Annotated in this window: 17 protein-coding genes; 8 read left to right on the top strand and 9 right to left on the bottom strand. The window is 47.0% G+C overall.

Annotated elements, in window-relative coordinates; all coding sequences use genetic code 11:
• The first annotated feature begins 190 nt into the window (after positions 1-190).
• On the top strand, positions 191-1237 hold the full coding sequence (gene sohB, locus CPY98_RS11085) for a protease SohB (RefSeq protein WP_043493416.1): 1047 nt from the start codon (positions 191-193) through the stop codon (positions 1235-1237).
• 90 nt (positions 1238-1327) lie between these two features.
• On the opposite strand, the gene CPY98_RS11080 is transcribed toward sohB, so the two are convergent.
• Complete coding sequence (locus CPY98_RS11080; RefSeq protein WP_004094879.1) at positions 1328-1579, bottom strand: YciN family protein; 252 nt, start codon at positions 1577-1579, stop codon at positions 1328-1330.
• A 434-nt stretch (positions 1580-2013) separates the two neighbouring features.
• Here CPY98_RS11080 and topA point away from each other — a divergent pair, with 434 nt between their 5' ends.
• A complete protein-coding gene (gene topA, locus CPY98_RS11075) occupies positions 2014-4611 on the top strand; it encodes a type I DNA topoisomerase (RefSeq protein WP_025796836.1) in 2598 nt (865 codons plus the stop codon).
• 432 nt (positions 4612-5043) lie between these two features.
• Complete coding sequence (gene cysB / locus CPY98_RS11070) at positions 5044-6018, top strand: HTH-type transcriptional regulator CysB (RefSeq protein ID WP_025796834.1); 975 nt, start codon at positions 5044-5046, stop codon at positions 6016-6018.
• A gap of 71 nt (positions 6019-6089) precedes the next feature.
• Here cysB and pagP read toward each other — a convergent pair whose 3' ends face one another.
• Positions 6090-6695, bottom strand: a complete 606-nt coding sequence (gene pagP / locus CPY98_RS11065; protein ID WP_046449231.1) for a lipid IV(A) palmitoyltransferase PagP — start codon at positions 6693-6695, stop codon at positions 6090-6092.
• A 758-nt stretch (positions 6696-7453) separates the two neighbouring features.
• On the opposite strand from pagP, the gene CPY98_RS11060 reads away from it, so the two are divergent.
• Both CPY98_RS11060 and cspE read left to right on the top strand, forming a co-directional pair.
• Entirely contained in the window at positions 7454-7570 is a 117-nt protein-coding gene (locus CPY98_RS11060; protein WP_071842629.1) for a DUF2627 domain-containing protein, read from the top strand.
• Positions 7571-7611: 41 nt separating this feature from the next.
• Positions 7612-7821, top strand: a complete 210-nt coding sequence (gene cspE, locus CPY98_RS11055) for a transcription antiterminator/RNA stability regulator CspE (RefSeq protein WP_004094893.1) — start codon at positions 7612-7614, stop codon at positions 7819-7821.
• A gap of 68 nt (positions 7822-7889) precedes the next feature.
• Here the strand turns inward: cspE and CPY98_RS11050 are convergent, their stop codons facing one another.
• A complete protein-coding gene (locus CPY98_RS11050; protein WP_096387688.1) occupies positions 7890-8597 on the bottom strand; it encodes a polyphenol oxidase family protein in 708 nt (235 codons plus the stop codon).
• 172 nt (positions 8598-8769) lie between these two features.
• On the opposite strand from CPY98_RS11050, the gene rlmA reads away from it, so the two are divergent.
• Complete coding sequence (rlmA, locus tag CPY98_RS11045; RefSeq protein ID WP_043493408.1) at positions 8770-9582, top strand: 23S rRNA (guanine(745)-N(1))-methyltransferase; 813 nt, start codon at positions 8770-8772, stop codon at positions 9580-9582.
• 57 nt (positions 9583-9639) lie between these two features.
• Here the strand turns inward: rlmA and mntP are convergent, their stop codons facing one another.
• The 5 genes from mntP to manX form a co-directional block, all read right to left on the bottom strand.
• Positions 9640-10212 carry a manganese efflux pump MntP gene (gene mntP, locus CPY98_RS11040; protein ID WP_025796825.1) on the bottom strand — a complete coding sequence of 191 codons (573 nt, stop codon included), beginning with the start codon at positions 10210-10212 and terminating at the stop codon, positions 9640-9642.
• Positions 10213-10617: 405 nt separating this feature from the next.
• Positions 10618-11076 carry a DUF986 family protein gene (locus CPY98_RS11035; RefSeq protein ID WP_096387686.1) on the bottom strand — a complete coding sequence of 153 codons (459 nt, stop codon included), beginning with the start codon at positions 11074-11076 and terminating at the stop codon, positions 10618-10620.
• A gap of 63 nt (positions 11077-11139) precedes the next feature.
• Positions 11140-12003 (bottom strand): PTS mannose transporter subunit IID, encoded by an 864-nt coding sequence (locus tag CPY98_RS11030; protein WP_025796822.1) that lies wholly within the window; start codon positions 12001-12003, stop codon positions 11140-11142.
• Positions 12004-12018: 15 nt separating this feature from the next.
• The gene (locus CPY98_RS11025) at positions 12019-12816 is read right to left on the bottom strand and encodes a PTS mannose/fructose/sorbose transporter subunit IIC (RefSeq protein WP_008813635.1); all 798 of its coding nucleotides are present in this window, start codon (positions 12814-12816) and stop codon (positions 12019-12021) included.
• Positions 12817-12881: 65 nt separating this feature from the next.
• Complete coding sequence (gene manX / locus CPY98_RS11020) at positions 12882-13841, bottom strand: PTS mannose transporter subunit IIAB (RefSeq protein ID WP_025796819.1); 960 nt, start codon at positions 13839-13841, stop codon at positions 12882-12884.
• A gap of 446 nt (positions 13842-14287) precedes the next feature.
• Here manX and CPY98_RS11015 point away from each other — a divergent pair, with 446 nt between their 5' ends.
• Both CPY98_RS11015 and CPY98_RS11010 read left to right on the top strand, forming a co-directional pair.
• Positions 14288-14530, top strand: coding sequence for a hypothetical protein (locus tag CPY98_RS11015; RefSeq protein WP_096387684.1), 243 nt, complete (start codon positions 14288-14290; stop codon positions 14528-14530).
• 3 nt (positions 14531-14533) lie between these two features.
• A complete protein-coding gene (locus CPY98_RS11010; protein ID WP_043493324.1) occupies positions 14534-16093 on the top strand; it encodes a TerC family protein in 1560 nt (519 codons plus the stop codon).
• A gap of 63 nt (positions 16094-16156) precedes the next feature.
• Here the strand turns inward: CPY98_RS11010 and CPY98_RS11005 are convergent, their stop codons facing one another.
• Positions 16157-17725: an EAL domain-containing protein gene (locus CPY98_RS11005; protein WP_096387682.1), complete on the bottom strand. Its 1569-nt coding sequence runs from the start codon at positions 17723-17725 to the stop codon at positions 16157-16159.
• Between the last annotated feature and the right edge of the window lie 99 nt (positions 17726-17824).

Raw genomic sequence — 17824 nt, 5'->3', positions numbered from 1 at the left:
ACCTATTGCACGGTTGCTGGTCAATGGTATTGTTCCTAGAGCGGACATTATGTGCTGAATTTACAGGGACTTTACGTATAAGCCTCTTGAAAATGACGCGTCCGCCAGTATGTTACATACTGGCGGACGCGTTACAGTGGAATAACGCTAATATAAGTTGTATCAGAAAATCTTAAACAAGGCGGTGAATGTGGAGTGGTTATCCTTGTATGGCCTATTTTTGGCGAAGGTGATGACCTTTGTGATCGCAATAGGGGCATTGATTGTGTTGTTTGTCAGCCTGCGACATAAAAAGGGAGCGAGCCGCGGAGAATTACTGCTAACGGATTTAGGCGAGCAGTATCGTGATATGCAGCGCAGTATGCAGGAAGCACGCATGGACGATAGCGCCTTAAAAGCGTGGTATAAGCAGCAGAAAAAGCAGGATAAAGAGAAAGCAAAGCAGCGTAAAGCCGAGGTCAAACAGGGCATTGCGGCGAAAGAAAAACCGTGCCTGTATGTGCTCGATTTCAAAGGAAGTATGGACGCCCATGAGGTGAGTTCGTTACGCGAAGAGATCAGCGCTGTACTGGCTGCCGCTAAGCAGGGTGATGAAGTTCTCTTGCGCTTGGAAAGCCCCGGTGGCGTAGTGCATGGCTACGGCTTAGCCGCTTCCCAACTACAACGTTTACGTCAGGCGGGCGTGCGATTAACCGTTGCGGTGGATAAAGTCGCCGCGAGCGGTGGCTATATGATGGCTTGTGTCGCTGACCGCATTGTCGCCGCACCTTTTGCTATTATTGGCTCAATCGGCGTTGTGGCTCAAATCCCTAACTTCAACCGTTGGCTGAAGAAGAATGATATCGACGTGGAGCTGCATACGGCCGGAGAGTTCAAACGCACACTGACGCTGTTGGGCGAGAATACCGAGCAGGGGCGTGAAAAATTCCGCGAAGAGCTGAATGAAACCCATGAGCTGTTCAAAGAGTTTGTCAGCCAGCAGCGACCTTCACTGGATATTAATTCCGTCGCAACCGGCGAACACTGGTATGGGATCCAAGCGAAAGAGAAAGGTTTGGTCGACTCCGTTGGTACCAGCGACGATCTGTTGATTGCTGAAATGGAAAATCATGACGTGATCGGTGTGCGTTATACCCGTCGTAAACGCATGATGGATCGCTTCACCAATAGTGCCGCGAACAGTGCCGATCGTCTGATGTTACGTTGGTGGCAACGTAGCCAGCGTTACGATATATAAGAGAATATTGTTAACATTGAGTAACGTTAATGAAATTAAAATGCCCCTTTAAAGGGGCATTTTTTTAACTATTTAATTCAGAATGATGAATTAATCTTCTAAATGATATTTTTCAGATAATACATGAGCGAGATGTTTGAACATATTAAACACGGCGGTCGTTTTACGGGTTGGAATTCCGTCTTCGTCGAGGAAAAACTCGCCACGGAATACTAATACGTCGCCTTTTTGCTCGACTTCGGTCGCTTCCATACCCTGCATATAATCTTCGTGCTCTTTAATGATTTGGTTTGCTTCTGCCAGTAGAGCTTCACGTTTGATTGGGGTTGTTTCACCGAACATTTTTCGTTCTCCAACAAATGACGTCGTCTATTAATAACACTGCCTAATATAGTACTGCGTACGCTAGGGGTATCGCAAATTATCGCGTTATTTTGATCTAAGTTTTGGCCGATAATTGGTAAAAATCTCCATTCCGTGCTAATTAAGTTGCGTGATGTTCTCAATCCGGTAGAGTGATGGGTTTTCTGACCTTTGGCGGAATGAAAGATTGGCGTTTTGAATAAAAGTTCCGCATGTCATAAGGTTGCGAGTGCGTCGCTTCTGTTTTTGGTGCCGCAAATTGCAGTCGTGTTGAGCAGTTAGAAGCGATTTATCAAAAAATGGCTTGATCTCAGCGCGGTCTGCCGCAATATAAAAAAGAATTTTTCAATCGCTATGATAATGGCGAACAAAGGCTTCTGGAGACAGAAGGATTCATTCAGGTAAAGGTAATTATGGGTAAAGCTCTCGTAATAGTTGAGTCCCCGGCAAAAGCTAAAACGATAAATAAGTATCTGGGTAATGACTACGTGGTTAAGTCCAGCGTTGGTCATATCCGCGATTTGCCGACCAGTGGTTCAGCCAGTAAAAAGGGCGCAGCCTCCGCTGAAGATAAAGCGAAGCCTAAAGTCAAAAAGAATGAGCGTGAAGCGCTGGTTAATCGTATGGGCGTTGATCCTTATCACGGCTGGAAAGCGCAATACGAAATACTCCCCGGTAAAGAAAAAGTTGTTGCTGAGTTAAAAACATTAGCTGAAAAAGCTGACCACATTTATCTCGCAACCGACCTTGACCGCGAAGGGGAAGCCATCGCGTGGCATTTACGTGAGGTGATTGGCGGCGACGAAAGTCGTTATAGCCGCGTGGTGTTTAACGAAATCACTAAGAACGCGATTCAGCAGGCATTTAATAAACCCGGCGAATTAAATATCGACCGTGTTAACGCACAGCAGGCGCGCCGTTTTATGGACCGCGTTGTGGGCTACATGGTTTCTCCGCTGCTGTGGAAAAAAATTGCCCGTGGGCTATCTGCCGGTCGTGTTCAGTCGGTTGCTGTACGTTTGGTTGTCGATCGTGAACGTGAGATCAAAGCGTTTGTTCCTGAAGAATATTGGGAACTGCGTGCCGATCTGAACGACAAGAATGCCGTTGCTCTGCAAATGCAGGTTACGCATCACAAAGACAAACCGTTCAAACCGGTTAATGGCGATCAAACTCAGACCGCCGTGAAGGCGCTTGAGAATGCGCATTACACGGTTTTAGATCGTGAAGATAAGCCAACCAGTAGCAAGCCTTCTGCGCCGTTTATTACTTCCACGTTGCAGCAGGCCGCAAGCACGCGTCTTGGCTTTGGCGTGAAGAAAACCATGATGATGGCCCAGCGTCTGTATGAAGCCGGTCATATCACCTATATGCGTACTGACTCCACTAACCTGAGTCAGGATGCGGTAAGCATGGTGCGTGAGTATATCGGTGAAAACTTCGGCGAGCAGTATATGCCGAAAGAGCCAAATACCTACGCGAGCAAAGACAACTCGCAGGAAGCACATGAAGCGATTCGTCCTTCTGATGTGAACGTGCTGTCTGAACAGTTAAAAGACATGGAAGCAGATGCTCAGAAGCTTTATCAGCTGATCTGGCGCCAGTTTGTTTCTTGTCAGATGACACCGGCAAAATACGATTCAACCACGATTTCCGTGAAAGCGGGTGATTATACGTTGAAAGCGAAAGGCCGTACTTTACGCTTTGATGGTTGGACTAAAGTTCTGCCTCAGCTGCGTAAAGGTGACGAAGATCGTACATTGCCATTTGTCGAAATTGGTAGTGAATTGACGTTGCAGCAGCTCTTACCTAGCCAACATTTCACCAAACCACCGGCTCGCTTTAGCGAGGCATCGTTGGTTAAAGAGTTGGAGAAACGGGGCATCGGTCGTCCTTCTACCTATGCGGCAATCATTTCAACCATTCAGGATCGTGGCTATGTGCGTGTGGACAACCGCCGTTTCTACGCTGAAAAAATGGGTGAGATTGTCACTGATCGCTTGGAAGAAAATTTCCGTGAGCTGATGAATTATGACTTCACCGCGCACATGGAAAATGGGCTCGATCAGGTTGCGAACGCCAAAGAAGACTGGAAAAACGTGCTTGATGGTTTCTTCCAAGACTTCAGCAAACAGCTTTCAGTCGCTGAAAAAGATCCAGAAGAAGGCGGTATGCGTCCGAACCAAATGGTTCTGACCAGCATTGCTTGCCCAACCTGTGAACGTCAGATGGGAATTCGTACCGCAAGCACCGGCGTTTTCTTGGGTTGTTCTGGCTATGCGCTACCGCCGAAAGAGCGTTGCAAAACCACGATCAATCTGGTGCCAGAAGCCGAAGTGCTGAACGTGCTGGAAGGCGATGATGCTGAAACCAACGCATTGCGCGCTAAGCGCCGTTGTGCCAAGTGCGGCACGGCGATGGACAGTTACCTGATCGACAATCAGCGCAAGCTGCACGTGTGTGGTAACAACCCAGCGTGTGACGGCTACGAGATCGAAGAGGGTGAGTTCCGCATCAAGGGCTACGATGGCCCGATCGTTGAGTGCGAAAAATGTGGTTCTGAAATGCACTTGAAAATGGGGCGTTTCGGTAAGTACATGGCATGTACCAACGAAGAGTGCAAGAACACCCGTAAGATCCTGCGTAACGGCGACGTAGCACCACCGAAAGAAGATCCGGTGCCGCTGCCTGAATTGCCGTGTGAAAAGTCAGACGCTTACTTCGTGCTGCGTGATGGCGCTGCGGGTGTGTTCTTGGCGGCGAATACCTTCCCTAAATCGCGTGAGACGCGTGCACCTCTGGTGGAAGAGTTAGCTCGTTTCAAAGATCGCTTACCTGAAAAGTTGAGCTATCTGGCCGATGCACCGCAGAAAGACCCTGAAGGTAACAAGACGATGGTGCGTTTCAGTCGTAAGACTAAACAGCAATATGTCTCTTCAGAAAAAGACGGCAAAGCGACAGGTTGGACCGCATTTTTCGTTGACGGAAAATGGGTTGAAACTAAGAAATAATCTAACGCTTTTTCGCTAAAAAGTGGTTAAAACCGGTCAGGATTACTGACCGGTTTTTTTATGCAAAAACCAAAATCTGTGATGCCAAAAATTGCGCGTTAATTTGCATAACTATTCATCTTTGTATCAAGACAAGCGACCTAGTTTTTTAGCTTAAAGCCTAAATGCGAATGCTATCGAGACTTTAATTAATTCCATAAATAATTCGTTATGATCTTGTTACCAGACCTATACAGGTCGGCTCAAAATGATATAGTGGTTATATAAAAGCAATTTAAATGATTGTTGAGTTATTAACATTGCGGTCAATGTAGGGCAAAACGGGTTTAAATCGGCACAGAAAGCCCAAGGCTTGAGTGTAAGCCTATTGCCAAGGGGTGCTCCTATCCAGACTGCCATCGCGTTAAGTTTCAACCTAGGATGGTATTAGCTATGAAATTGCAGCAGCTTCGTTACATTGTGGAAGTAGTGAACCACAATTTAAATGTGTCATCGACCGCAGAAGGCCTGTATACCTCTCAGCCGGGTATTAGTAAGCAAGTACGAATGCTCGAGGATGAATTAGGTATCCAGATCTTTTCCCGCAGTGGAAAACATCTGACGCAGGTCACGCCAGCAGGACAAGAAATTATCCGCATTGCGCGTGAAGTTTTATCCAAAGTTGATGCCATCAAAGCTGTTGCAGGGGAACATACCTATCCAGATAAAGGATCGCTGTATGTGGCTACGACGCATACGCAAGCGCGTTATGCTTTGCCTCCGGTAATTAAAGGTTTTATCGAGCGTTACCCACGCGTGTCTCTGCATATGCATCAAGGCTCCCCGACGCAGATTGCGGAAGCAGTTTCTAAAGGGAACGCCGATTTTGCTATCGCGACCGAAGCCCTGCATCTTTATGATGATTTGATCATGTTGCCTTGTTACCACTGGAATCGCGCCGTGGTGGTGAAGCCCGATCACCCATTGGCTGGGAAAACCTCAATCACCATTGAAGAGCTGGCTGAATATCCTATTGTTACCTATACCTTTGGTTTTACGGGGCGTTCAGAGTTGGATACGGCCTTTAATCGTGCAGGTCTGACACCTAAGATCGTGTTTACTGCAACCGACGCCGATGTGATTAAAACCTACGTGCGTTTGGGGTTAGGCGTTGGGGTTATTGCGAATATGGCGGTCGATCCTGTTCAGGATCCCGATTTGGTCACGGTGGATACCAGCGATATCTTTACCTTTAGCACAACAAAAATCGGTTTCCGCCGCAGTACGTTCCTGCGTAGCTACATGTATGATTTCATCCAACGTTTTGCACCACATTTGACACGAGACGTTGTTGATACCGCGGTTGCATTGCGTTCAAATGAAGAAATTGAGGCAATGTTTAAAGATATAAAGCTGCCGATTAAATAAAAATATTCTCTAACGAAAAAGGAGCCGCATGGCTCCTTTTTTTATAAGCTTAATCTATCTAAGGTTATTAATTAAAATTTCCAACGCATCCATGTAAATAAGACATTTCCGTTATTGTAAGTTCCTGGAATATACGTTGTTTGAATAGATAAACGATTGTATTCAATCGAAACTAAAGGCAATACAAGTGGGATAGGGATGTAAGAATAATCATCACGAGCCGTGATGCTGGCCGTATATCCTGCGCCAAAGCGCCAGCCGTCGCGGTCCCCGGGGATCCACATCCACTCAAAACCATAGCCGATAATAGGCTCAATTTTATTGTGAGAGTCTTTGAACGCCATGGCATACAATGAGTGCCAGTTATCGTTTTCATCGTAACGATAGACGCCAAAACCCGCGCCCCAAGGGCGTTCGTTGTATCTGTCGGTTTTTTCTTTGTCATACATGGCGCGGTTGTGCCAAGTGTTTAGTGGTACATATAATTCGTAATTATCGGCATCCCAAGTTTGCTTGACTTGATCGGTAAACGAGCCCCAAAAACTGCTGTCTTGCTGCGTTTTTGCGTGTGACTCAGGTGATTCGTTGGTTGTTATTGGTGTTTGCGCAAAAACAAAGGCAGGCGCCAATAGCGATAGACAACCAATATACAGGCGACCTGTTTTCACTAGTTTCATTATTATTCTCGGTAATATCTTGTTATTAATTTGGGAAGTCTTTTAGCAGAGAGGCGCGATCGAAGAATTATATCGAAGCAAGTCTTTTATAGTTAGAAATAAATTATATCATAGGATTGTGGGCAAAGTTGAATGAAGTATAAACAACAGGAAAAATACAGATTTTCCTGAATCGAAAATGGGCCAATAATGGACACAAAAAACTTATCAAATTCGCATTGGTAGCTTAATGGCATTATGGATTTTTGTGCTCAGAAAGCAGTGATACTACATGATGTTAGCCTGAAAGTTTGTTCTTTTAGTGGATTTGAGAAGGGAGGGAAGCGGCGCGTCTCTGGTTTCAAGCTATACCAAGACACCATCGCGTTATAAAATGCGATAGAAATGTAACAATTTTTTAGCAAACTCCCTGCCGTTACTGCAATAAATCCCCGTAGAATCGTATTATGCATCACACATTCAATTTTCGTACTCATTATTAGTTAATTTCATCGTCGGAATAGGTGACTCTCCGTTCAGAATAGCGTAAAAAGGTAGCGACGGAGGAGATGGAGAACGGCATAAATCGGTGCTTAAATAAGCAGTTTCATGCAGCAGATAATTCTGCGAGTGGCAACAGTTTTTGGCACAAATTTGCTTAGTTTTCCGCCGACCGTTTTATTTCTGTGCGACGTGTCGTTCACTGGATAAAAATGGCTTGCCATTGAATACGTAGTGTGTGATAACGCATCTGGGTAAAACGAGGTACAGTTCTGTATATGTGTGGCATTTTCAGTAAAGAAGTTCTGAGTAAAAACCATAGCGTTGACTACCACTTCTCTGCCGATTCTTATCTTAGTGCCTCAAGCAGTAACGACTCTAGTTTGTCTATCTAACGCCCTAGGGCGGTTTAAACAATCCAAAGGAAATACTCAAGATGGCTAAGATCAAAGGTCAAGTAAAGTGGTTCAACGAAGCTAAAGGTTTCGGTTTCATCACCCCGGCTGACGGCAGCAAAGACGTGTTCGTACACTTCTCTGCAATCCAGGGTAACGGTTTCAAAACTCTGGCTGAAGGTCAGCACGTTGAGTTTGAAATCCAAGATGGCCAGAAAGGCCCATCTGCAGTTAACGTAACTGCAATCTAAGACAGCGTCAGCTGTTAAAAACCCGCTTTATGCGGGTTTTTTTATGCCTGAAATTTGAGGTGGGGGCGTTAGGGTAGGATGATTAAGCCGGAATACTGATTACGGCCTTTGATTCCAGGATGCTCAGGCTCTCGTTCGCGCCGATGTGCATTGCGCCGAAAACTGGTATAGCGGAAATAGTTAATTGCTTCAGGCTGACGTTCTTGGGTGCAAATTGTGCATTCGGATAGGTTTTCGACATGAGCGAATCCAAGACCACGAAGTTTGGCCTGTGCAATAGCCACGAGATCCAAATGCCGGAAGCGGGGTGAAATCAATGCTGACTCATAAGGCAGCGCTTGATGAAACCGCTCGACCAACGGTTCATCCACTTCATAGCAGCATGCCCCTGCGCTAGGGCCAATAGCGGCCATCCACTGTGATATATCATCATCTTGTGAAATACGCTTCGCAACTTGCTCTAAAACGCCGTCTATGAGTCCACGCCAGCCAGCATGTGCCACCGCAATAGCTTTGCCGTCTTGGCGACTGAAAATCACAGGCAGGCAGTCAGCGGTAAGAATGGTCAGCAGGATGTTTGGCTGGCTCGTATAAAGCGCATCACATTCTCCGCACTCCTGATTAGGTATCGTCACATCCACCACGCGGATACCATGCACCTGCTTTTTCTCAGGCATAGTTGCCCGATGAGGAATTAAAGCTGTTGGCATTAATGCGGTCTTGTGACCAAATCCATAACGAATATTAGGGATGCTGTGCCAACCTAAGATTGTCATACGCTGTCCTATTAAACATTTATCAAACTTGAGGACTTCAGCTTAGGGATTATTGGTGTGATAGAAAAGGGGATAACGCGTTTTGCTGTGACTTGGACATGCTTAGCCGGTTGCATCGCTGACTGGCGTTATTTAGACTGTTGCGCTTTAACGTCTGTATGCGGAAAATCCAATGCCTTATCAGTGTCCTCTTTGCCAGCAACCGCTGGAAAAAAACGATCATCAGTGGCGTTGCGCCAATAATCATCAGTTTGATTGTGCAAAAGAGGGATACGTAAATCTGATGCCTGTTCAGCACAAACACTCCAAGCAGCCGGGAGACAGTACTGAAATGATGCAGGCACGGCGTGCATTTTTGGATCAAAACTACTATCAGCCACTGCGTGACGCCGTTTGTCACGCGATTAAGGCGCATATGGCGCCTCAAACCCGCCGTATTCTCGATATTGGCTGCGGAGAGGGATATTACACCTCTGAACTGGCAAAACAGTTTAGTGAGCGGGATATTGCGGTTTTTGGACTGGATATTGCCAAGGTTGCTATTCGGTATGCGGCTAAACGCTACCCGACGGTGTCATTCTGTGTTGCTTCAAGCCATCGCTTGCCATACGCCGATGCTTCGATGGATGCCGTGGTTCGAATCTATGCGCCATGTAAGGCGGAAGAACTAGCTCGCGTTGTTGCTCCTGAAGGCATTCTTGTGACAGTGTCACCGGCTCCGCGCCATCTCTATCAGCTTAAAGCACAAGTTTATGACACGGTGCAGTTGCACGCAGAAAACACAGAGTCGTTTGAAGGGTTTACTCTCATCGATGATCAACAACTGACGTATACCATGATGTTGCCGGGTGAGCAGGCCGCCAATTTGCTGCAAATGACACCGTTTGCTTGGCGAGCAACGCCTGATGTGGCTGAGGCATTGAGAAGCAGCATAGAATTTGAGTGTGAAACCGATTTTGCTATTCGTGTATATCGCCGTGATTAAGCGTCTGATTGAAATAAAAAAGCCCGCTTCATGCGGGCTTTTTTATTTGGTTGATTCTTAGAAGAAGGGGCCGATATGCTCATGTAAAATTGAGAAACCTATACCGATTAGTACCACGCCGCCTAAAATCTCTGCACGTTTTCCCAACAGTGGGCCAATAAAGCGGCCAATCATCATGCCCAAGGTCGCCATAATCATCGTGGCTAAACCAATCGCCATCGCGGTGTGGAGAATATTGACCTGCAGGAAGGCTAATCCAACGCCGATAGCCATCGCATCTAAGCTGGTTGCAATCGCCGTGGTGACGAGTAGCCAGAATCCGTGACGGCGCACCGGCTCAGCATTTTCATCATGATTGCCTTTCCAGCCTTCATAAACCATACGGCTGCCTAGCACGAAGAGCAGGGCAAAGGCGACCCAATGATCCCATTCCATAATGAACTTGCTGGCCAGTAGACCAATTCCCCAACCAATGAGTGGGGTAATCGCTTCTACGGCACCAAAAATAAGACCAGTACGGAATGCTTCACGGAAACGAGGCTTGTGCAGAGCGGCACCTTTGCCAATTGACGCAGCGAAAGCGTCCATGGACATGCCGAAAGCGAGGATAACTGTTGCGGATAAATTCATGAAAAATACTCGGCCGGGTGTTCCATATACACGCAGCCCACCCCCAACCATACGACGGAGCTACGTGTCTATGGTCTCGCCTGTCCGCGCTTATAATGCTGATAATCAGCAAGCGGGCTGCTCGCACCACGTTCCATGCCAGGAACGAGTATGTTGACACGAGCGCGCTCAAAAACTGAATATTAATCAGCAAGAACGCCGGCTACTCCCCAAATTGACGGAAGCGATCATACTCTATTTCTTTAAAGAATAACAACGGCATATTTTGCAGGGGAAATCAATGCTAATGATAATTATTATTAAGTGGGTTGCAGCAGAGGGATAATAATGTTCTAAGTCGCTGTGAGATTCAGTACAAATAGCAGTATTAATATACTGAATCTCATTAATGGCGGGATTTATTCGTTATTTCTGCTCAACGAAAAACTTCAATATTAAGTCCAGATCGTCCATTTTAGCGACTTGAATCAGTAGCCTACGCTTCTCTAAATCAATCACCAGATAACCGTCTTCGGACATGTTCATATTTTTTATGCGGCTGTATAAAATAAAAACATTACCGTAATAAAAACCGGTTTCTTTAAATAAGATTTTTGGCCAGCGAATATAAAAAACATAGATAGCGATAATGGCGAGAGTAAAGAGTAACCACGTCGTGAAGTGAGAACCGTTATTATTTATATTTTGATAAGCGAGAATGGCTAACAATCCAACAAATATTCCACTATCGGCTTTATTACGACGTTTTAAATTAACCTGCAATAGTGTCTTTCCGTTGCGCCTTGGCATGATGATTTCATCATAGACGGCGTAAAGAATGAACAGCAGGATAAAAGCCAGCAGTGCGATATCAGTTAAAGACATGAATACTCCAAACACAAAATAAAAAAGCCGGATAGGGCGAACCCTATCCGGCTATTCATACGATTACAGACCGAGCAGACCGATCCAGTAGCCGAAGATACCGATGAAGAAGAAGCCGATAATGATCCACAGTGCGTTGACTTTCTTACGCAGCAGCCACATACAGCCGAAGGTCAGCAGCAGTGGGATCAGGCCAGGCATCAACTGGTCCAGAATGGTCTGAACCGTGGTTACCGTGGTGTGACCGGTTTGGTCAGTGATGCGGGATACCACAAGTGGAATGTTGACATGCGTCCACTTGTTAACCAAGGCCCCCATAACAAACAGACCCAGGATCGATGCCCCCTCCGTCAGTTTCTGTAGGAAGCCACCGCCCATATCGCTAACGATATCAACACCTTTCTTATAACCGTAAGCTACACCGTAGTAACGAACCAGCAGGCGAACTAGGTTAAAAAGAACGAAGAACAGGATAGGGCCCAACAGGCTACCTGTCATCGCAATACCTGCACCTAACGCTGCAAATACAGGACGTACAGTACCCCAGAAAATTGGGTCACCCACACCGGCTAATGGCCCCATCAGACCTACTTTGATACCGTTAATGGCACCATCGTCGATCGGAGCGCCGTTTGCACGCTGTTCTTCCATTGCCGCTGTAACACCCAAGATAGGGGCCGCAACGTATGGATGTGTGTTGAAGAATTCTAAATGACGCTTGATTGCTTGCTTGCGTTCATCTGTATTCTCTGGGTACAGGCGACGGATAACCGGCACCATGGAGAAACAGAAACCCAATGCTTGCATACGTTCAAAGTTCCAAGAACCTTGAAACAGGTTAGAGCGCAGGAATACGCCGCGCAGATCGCCTGCGGTGAGTTTCGTTTCAGTTTTTGGAGTTGCAACTGATGATGTTGTATCAACCATTTCTCTCACCCTTTCCTAGTCTAATTCGTTATCAAGGTCGTTATTGCCGGCAGCAACTTGTACAACCTGAGATTTGTTGTATTTAGGGCTGAGTTGGATATACAGAATAGCCATCATCAGACCCAGAACACCCAACGCAACCAGGTTGAAGTTAGTGAACGCAGCGGTAACGAAACCTAAATAGAAGAAAGGCATCAGGTAGCCAGCACGCATCATGTTGATAACCATCGCATAACCAACAACGACTATCATGCCACCCGCGATAGCCAGACCAGAGGTCACGACTTCAGGGATTGCATTCAGCATGGTGTGAACAGCATCAGTACCTACAGAGATTGCAACAACAACCGCAGGGATCGCGATACGCATTGCCTGCAGAATTAACGCAGAGCAGTGCAGAACGCTAATCGCACGCAGGTCGCCACGCTCGGCCGCGCCGTCAGCCGCGTGCTGGAAGCCCACGGTGATAGTACGAACGATGATGGTCAGAACCTGACCTGCTGCTGCCAATGGAATGGCCAGTGCGATACCTGCACCAACGCTTTGCCCACCGGCGATAACCAGAATGGTGGAGATGATGGAGGCCAGTGCCGCATCGGGTGCAACAGCTGCACCGATGTTCATCCAACCCAAAGCGATCATTTCCAGAGTACCACCGATAATAATACCGGTTTTCATGTCACCCAGAACGATACCGATCAGGGTACAAGCTACTAGTGGACGGTGAAACTGGAATTCATCAAGGATGGAACCCATCCCTGCAATACACGCAACAATAAATATCAGTACAATCTGAAGAGTTGTAATCTCCATTGCACTTCTCCTCTAACCAAAGAGCTGAGTTTAAAAACACGAATCGGCAAGTGCGCGATTCAGCGTTAGTTCATTTTATTGATTAATTCCATCATCTTCAGACGACTATCGCTGGAGACCTTACGGACTTCCAATTCAATGCCGCGTGCATCCAGTTTTTTGAATGCTTCGATGTCTTTCTCGTCTACGGATACTGCGTTGGTGATCTGGGTTTTGCCCTGACGGAACGCCATACCACCAATGTTTACGGTAGTGATGTTCACACCATTTTCGACTAAACGAACCACGTCGGTTGGGTTAGTGAAAAGCAGCATGACACGGTCGCGACCATAAGCGGGGTTGTTATAAACACGGATCATTTTTTCGACGTCAACCACGTGAGCGGTAACGCCTGGAGGAGCAACCTGTTTTAGCAGGGTGGAACGAACGTGGTCAGCTGCAACTTCGTCACTGACAACGATGATGCGGCTCACGTTAGTTTCTTTTGTCCAGCGAGTAGCAACCTGACCATGAATCAAACGGTCATCGATACGTGCTAAACCGATCTTCATGTGGTCTTCTGGGCTCATCGGAGCCTGAGGTGCTTTTGGCGCAGCCGGCTTTGGCTGTGGTTTGGCAGCTTCAGGTTCTTTTGCGCGCAGAGCTCGGACGCCTTCACGGCCTGTTTCCAGCGCTAATGCAACCAACTCGTCAAAGCTAGGGTCATCGTCGCGAGCCATGAATGTTTCTACCAGCATCGGAACGTTGACGCCGGTAATGACTTCATAGTGCTCTTTGTCCGTGACAATACGGCTTGCCGCATTGAAAGGACTTCCGCCCCAAGTATCAACCAAGAAGATCACGCCCTTGCTGGTATCCAGATGGGTCAATCTCTCGTTGTACTTTTCAATTAACGTTTCAGCATTTTCACCGGGAACGAAATCGATGTAGGCGACGTTGCTTTGTTCGCCTAGCAGCATTTCTGCGGTTTTGAGCAATTGCTCAGCCGCTGCCCCGTGAGTGCCGATGATAATAGCAATACTCACTCGCTACCTCCTCTCTACTTGCTAGCATGCTTTTACGGTGTGAAATAACTCACTTTCTCAGCATGGAATTAAGTCAAAAAACCGTTTGTAGATACGTCCTTGTGGAGTAACTGCTCGCCAAATAATTCTTGGATCTCACTGATGAATGCTAAGTGTCTTAAGTATCAATCAGTTAGCTTCATGAATCGATTCAGGCGAAAAATCCCAAATCTTCTTTAGCGAGATTTATTTTAGTCAGTAAAAAAATAATTTATGTGACGACCATCTGCTATTAGCACATGTAAATTATAAGAAATATTTAGATGCTGGATTTGTGCGCAATATGAGTAACAGAGTATTGACAAAAAATGACAAAATGTGTGCGCTGATGCTCTTTTGGATAGCTTTATTTCTTGTTAGCATAAAGTTTCTTGTCACTGTCAGGAGTATTGGGTTAAACCCACCGTATGGACCGTCCCCGACGCCCTTTAATTTCTTCGCTATTCTCTACACTATTCTTTATGCCCGGTGATGTTTTGTTCCGTGGCTTGTCTTTGCTGAATGCATGGTTTCCTCATGTTTTGCGTTTTATTGCAGGTCTTTGGGAATCAAATCTTGGTTTTAGCCAGTTTGCAAACGGGCTGAAACGTCGTGCACAGCAAGATCCTGTTGCCGTTCAACAATTCTCTTTTCACATTAACGCGGAATAAAACATGGAATTTTTACTCGATCCGTCAATTTGGGTGGGGTTACTCACGCTGGTGGTTCTCGAAATTGTTCTGGGCATAGATAATCTGGTATTCATTGCAATTCTGGCAGACAAGCTACCGCCGAAACAGCGTGATAAGGCGCGTATCATTGGCCTTTCTTTAGCGCTGCTGATGCGATTGGGGCTATTGTCCGTCATCTCTTGGATGGTAACGCTAACCCGTCCGTTATTTAGCGTAGGTGATTTTAGCTTTTCAGGGCGAGATTTAATCTTGCTAGTCGGAGGGCTGTTCCTCCTGTTTAAAGCCACCATGGAGTTACATGAACGGCTGGAAGGGCAGACCCATGAGGTGAACAACCGTGGATATGCCAGTTTCTGGTCGGTGGTGGTGCAGATCGTCATTCTTGACGCGGTGTTCTCGCTTGATGCGGTGATTACGGCCGTGGGCATGGTCGATAGCTTGCCGGTAATGATGTGTGCGGTTGTGATTGCGATGGCGATTATGCTGCTGGCGTCTAAGCCGCTGACCAATTTTGTGAACGAACATCCTACCGTCGTGGTGCTATGTTTAAGCTTCCTGCTGATGATTGGTTTGAGTTTGTTGGCAGAAGGTTTCGGCCTGCATATTCCGAAAGGTTATCTGTACGCGGCAATCGGTTTCTCAATTCTTATCGAAATGTTTAACCAAATTGCGCGTCGTAATCACATCAAACATGAGCGTCGTCTCCCAATGCGCCAGCGTACTGCCGAGGCCATCATCAGTATGATGGGCGGTAAGAAAGATAAGCAAAATGGGCACCGTAGCGAAGACGTGGTCGCTACCAAAGAAGAAGAGACTTTTGCCGCCGAAGAGCGCTACATGATTAGCGGCGTGCTGACGCTGGCTTCACGATCTTTGCGTACCATCATGACGCCGCGTAATGAAATTACTTGGATAGATTGCCAGCGCACGCCGCAGGAAATTCGCAGCCAGCTCCTGGAAACGCCTCATAGCCTGTTCCCTGTTTGTGATGGTGAGTTAGACCAGTTGATTGGCATTGTCCGCGCCAAAGATCTGCTGGTGGCGTTGGACGAAGGGATCTCCGTGGCTGAATATGCCGCGAAAAGCGCGCCGATTGTGGTGCTGGAAAGTTTGGACGTAATTAACGTGCTAGATGTATTGCGTCAGGCAAAAGGGCGGTTAGTCATCGTGAGCGACGAATTCGGTATGGTTCAAGGCTTGGTGACGCCGCTGGACGTATTAGAAGCGATTGCGGGGGAATTCCCAGATGAAGATGAAACGCTAGATGTCATCAAACAGGAAAATGGCTGGTTAGTAAAAGGCGGTACCGACCTGCATACCTTGGAGCAAATGCTGGGCTGGGATGGCTTAGTCAGCGAATCTTCATCAGATTGCGCTTCGGTGGCCGGTTTGCTGTTGGCTCATTTCGATCAGATGCCGCAGGCCGGCGAGAAATTAGATCTGCACGGTCTCCGCTTCCAAGTTATGGAAGTTAAAGACTACCGCATTGAGCTGATTCACATTGAGCGTATTAAAATGCCTGATGAGTACGAAGAGGAATAACAGCCGGTTCCTAGTTACAGTTAATACTTCCCTCCCAAACGGGAGGGAAGTTTAATGACTTAATCAATCATCCTGCTTCGGTTTGGCATATTGCTGAGCCAACCACTGCGGAAACTCTGCAATCGGCATCGGACGTGCAAAGTAAAACCCCTGCATCGCACAAACGCCTAATTGGCGCAGATAATCAGCCTGCTGGCGAGTCTCAACCCCTTCAACGATGAGCTTCAGTTTGAGCTCTTTGCCCAATGCAACAATGCTGCCGAGCACTTTGGCATTGATGGCATCTGTACCAATGGTTGCGCAGAATGTCTTATCAATTTTCAGTACGTCGGGATGCAGGTTTTGCAGGTAACTCAATGAACTGTGCCCCGTGCCAAAATCATCCAGCGCGAGAGATGCCCCCATCGCGCGCAGTTGGGCTAGCTGAGTATAATCCGCTGGCTGCAATTCCGAGCGTTCTGTGAGTTCTAGCATAAGCTTTGTTGCGGGATTAAATTGATACCACAGTTTATGCAGATCGCGCGCAAGCTGGCCTTGAGCAAAATGTTCGGCAGCAATATTAATACTGATATAAAAATCAGGCGTTTGTGGAAACAGGTGCTTGTTTTGTTCTAGCGTGTACAGAAGGTGGCGTGTGAGCGACTGAACTAAGCCATGCTGTTCGGCTAGAGGAATAAAGATATCCGGTGAGATCCATCCTTGGCGCTCATCGTACCAACGCAGCAGGATTTCCACTCCATCACATTCGCCACTCTGGCTTTGAATAATCGGCTGGCAATAGAGCTGGAATTGCTTGCGCTGGATCGCCGAAGAAATGTGATAGGCCAAATTCATCCGATTAGCCGAAACCATAAAGACAATAATCCCTGCGAGTAAAAAGACCAGCAGAGAAAGCGGAATGTGCTGAGGAAGTGAGCGCAGCGCGAGCTGCCAATCAGGATCGGAGAAAACCCCCACGGAATAAGCATATTGGTCAGAATTCAGCGCGACGCTGGGTTTATCCGTGATATCTCGCGTTTGGCGGATCATCTCTTGGCCATAAATCAACGTCTGTCCTTCAACGTTGAGAGCCATGTAATTCACATAGGGCTTTTGCGGCTCAAGAATGAAGCTCGACAACATGGCGATATGAAATACGTGAATCATGCCGCTGTGAGGATCTGAGCGAGTCGGCACCCAAAAAAGCAGCGTAGGGCTTCCACGCTTAACCAATAATGCGGCTTTAAGCATCAGGTTATGACCGGGCTTAGCAAAGGTGGGAAACATCACATCGAGCTGATAGTCGCGGTGGCCGAACAGGCTAGAGCAAAAAATAACGTCATTTTTAACCAACAAAATAGCCCGTACGGTCTGTAACTGCACTGACATGTTTAGCAAGCGTGGCTGAGCCTGAGGGCAACTGCTGTTGACCAGCTCGTTGTGGGTAGTTGAAATTTCATTGGCTGAGTTAAGCAGGCGGTCGATTTGTTGTACGGCAGAGAGGGCGGCTTTGTGCTGCGCGGTGCGCACGGTATCTAGCTCTTGGCTGTAGCGTCCACCCATGGAAATAGCAAAAGCAAACAATCCTGCTCCAGCGGCGAGCAGTAAACGGTACAAGCGATACTTTTTAACTGCCACCTTTGAGAAGCGCATCAAGCATCCTTTGACAGGAAAATCCTAGCCAACATACAGTCAATGAATTGTTCACTCTTTGCGTAAGTGTAGCTATTGAAAAGAAAATGTGGACGGATA

Source organism: Hafnia sp. CBA7124 (genome assembly GCF_002355555.1).
Classification (GTDB): Bacteria; Pseudomonadota; Gammaproteobacteria; order Enterobacterales; family Enterobacteriaceae; genus Hafnia; species Hafnia alvei.
This window is presented reverse-complemented; position numbering and strand designations above follow the sequence as displayed.

Coding starts and splice junctions, on each gene's coding strand:
- CPY98_RS11080 (WP_004094879.1), bottom strand. CDS start 1,579: ATGTTCGGTGAAACAACCCCAATCAAACGTGAAGCTCTACTGGCAGAA.
- topA (WP_025796836.1), top strand. CDS start 2,014: ATGGGTAAAGCTCTCGTAATAGTTGAGTCCCCGGCAAAAGCTAAAACG.
- cysB (WP_025796834.1), top strand. CDS start 5,044: ATGAAATTGCAGCAGCTTCGTTACATTGTGGAAGTAGTGAACCACAAT.
- pagP (WP_046449231.1), bottom strand. CDS start 6,695: ATGAAACTAGTGAAAACAGGTCGCCTGTATATTGGTTGTCTATCGCTA.
- CPY98_RS11060 (WP_071842629.1), top strand. CDS start 7,454: ATGTGTGGCATTTTCAGTAAAGAAGTTCTGAGTAAAAACCATAGCGTT.
- cspE (WP_004094893.1), top strand. CDS start 7,612: ATGGCTAAGATCAAAGGTCAAGTAAAGTGGTTCAACGAAGCTAAAGGT.
- CPY98_RS11050 (WP_096387688.1), bottom strand. CDS start 8,597: ATGACAATCTTAGGTTGGCACAGCATCCCTAATATTCGTTATGGATTT.
- rlmA (WP_043493408.1), top strand. CDS start 8,770: ATGCCTTATCAGTGTCCTCTTTGCCAGCAACCGCTGGAAAAAAACGAT.
- mntP (WP_025796825.1), bottom strand. CDS start 10,212: ATGAATTTATCCGCAACAGTTATCCTCGCTTTCGGCATGTCCATGGAC.
- CPY98_RS11035 (WP_096387686.1), bottom strand. CDS start 11,076: ATGTCTTTAACTGATATCGCACTGCTGGCTTTTATCCTGCTGTTCATT.
- CPY98_RS11030 (WP_025796822.1), bottom strand. CDS start 12,003: ATGGTTGATACAACATCATCAGTTGCAACTCCAAAAACTGAAACGAAA.
- CPY98_RS11025 (WP_008813635.1), bottom strand. CDS start 12,816: ATGGAGATTACAACTCTTCAGATTGTACTGATATTTATTGTTGCGTGT.
- CPY98_RS11015 (WP_096387684.1), top strand. CDS start 14,288: ATGGACCGTCCCCGACGCCCTTTAATTTCTTCGCTATTCTCTACACTA.
- CPY98_RS11010 (WP_043493324.1), top strand. CDS start 14,534: ATGGAATTTTTACTCGATCCGTCAATTTGGGTGGGGTTACTCACGCTG.
- CPY98_RS11005 (WP_096387682.1), bottom strand. CDS start 17,725: ATGCGCTTCTCAAAGGTGGCAGTTAAAAAGTATCGCTTGTACCGTTTA.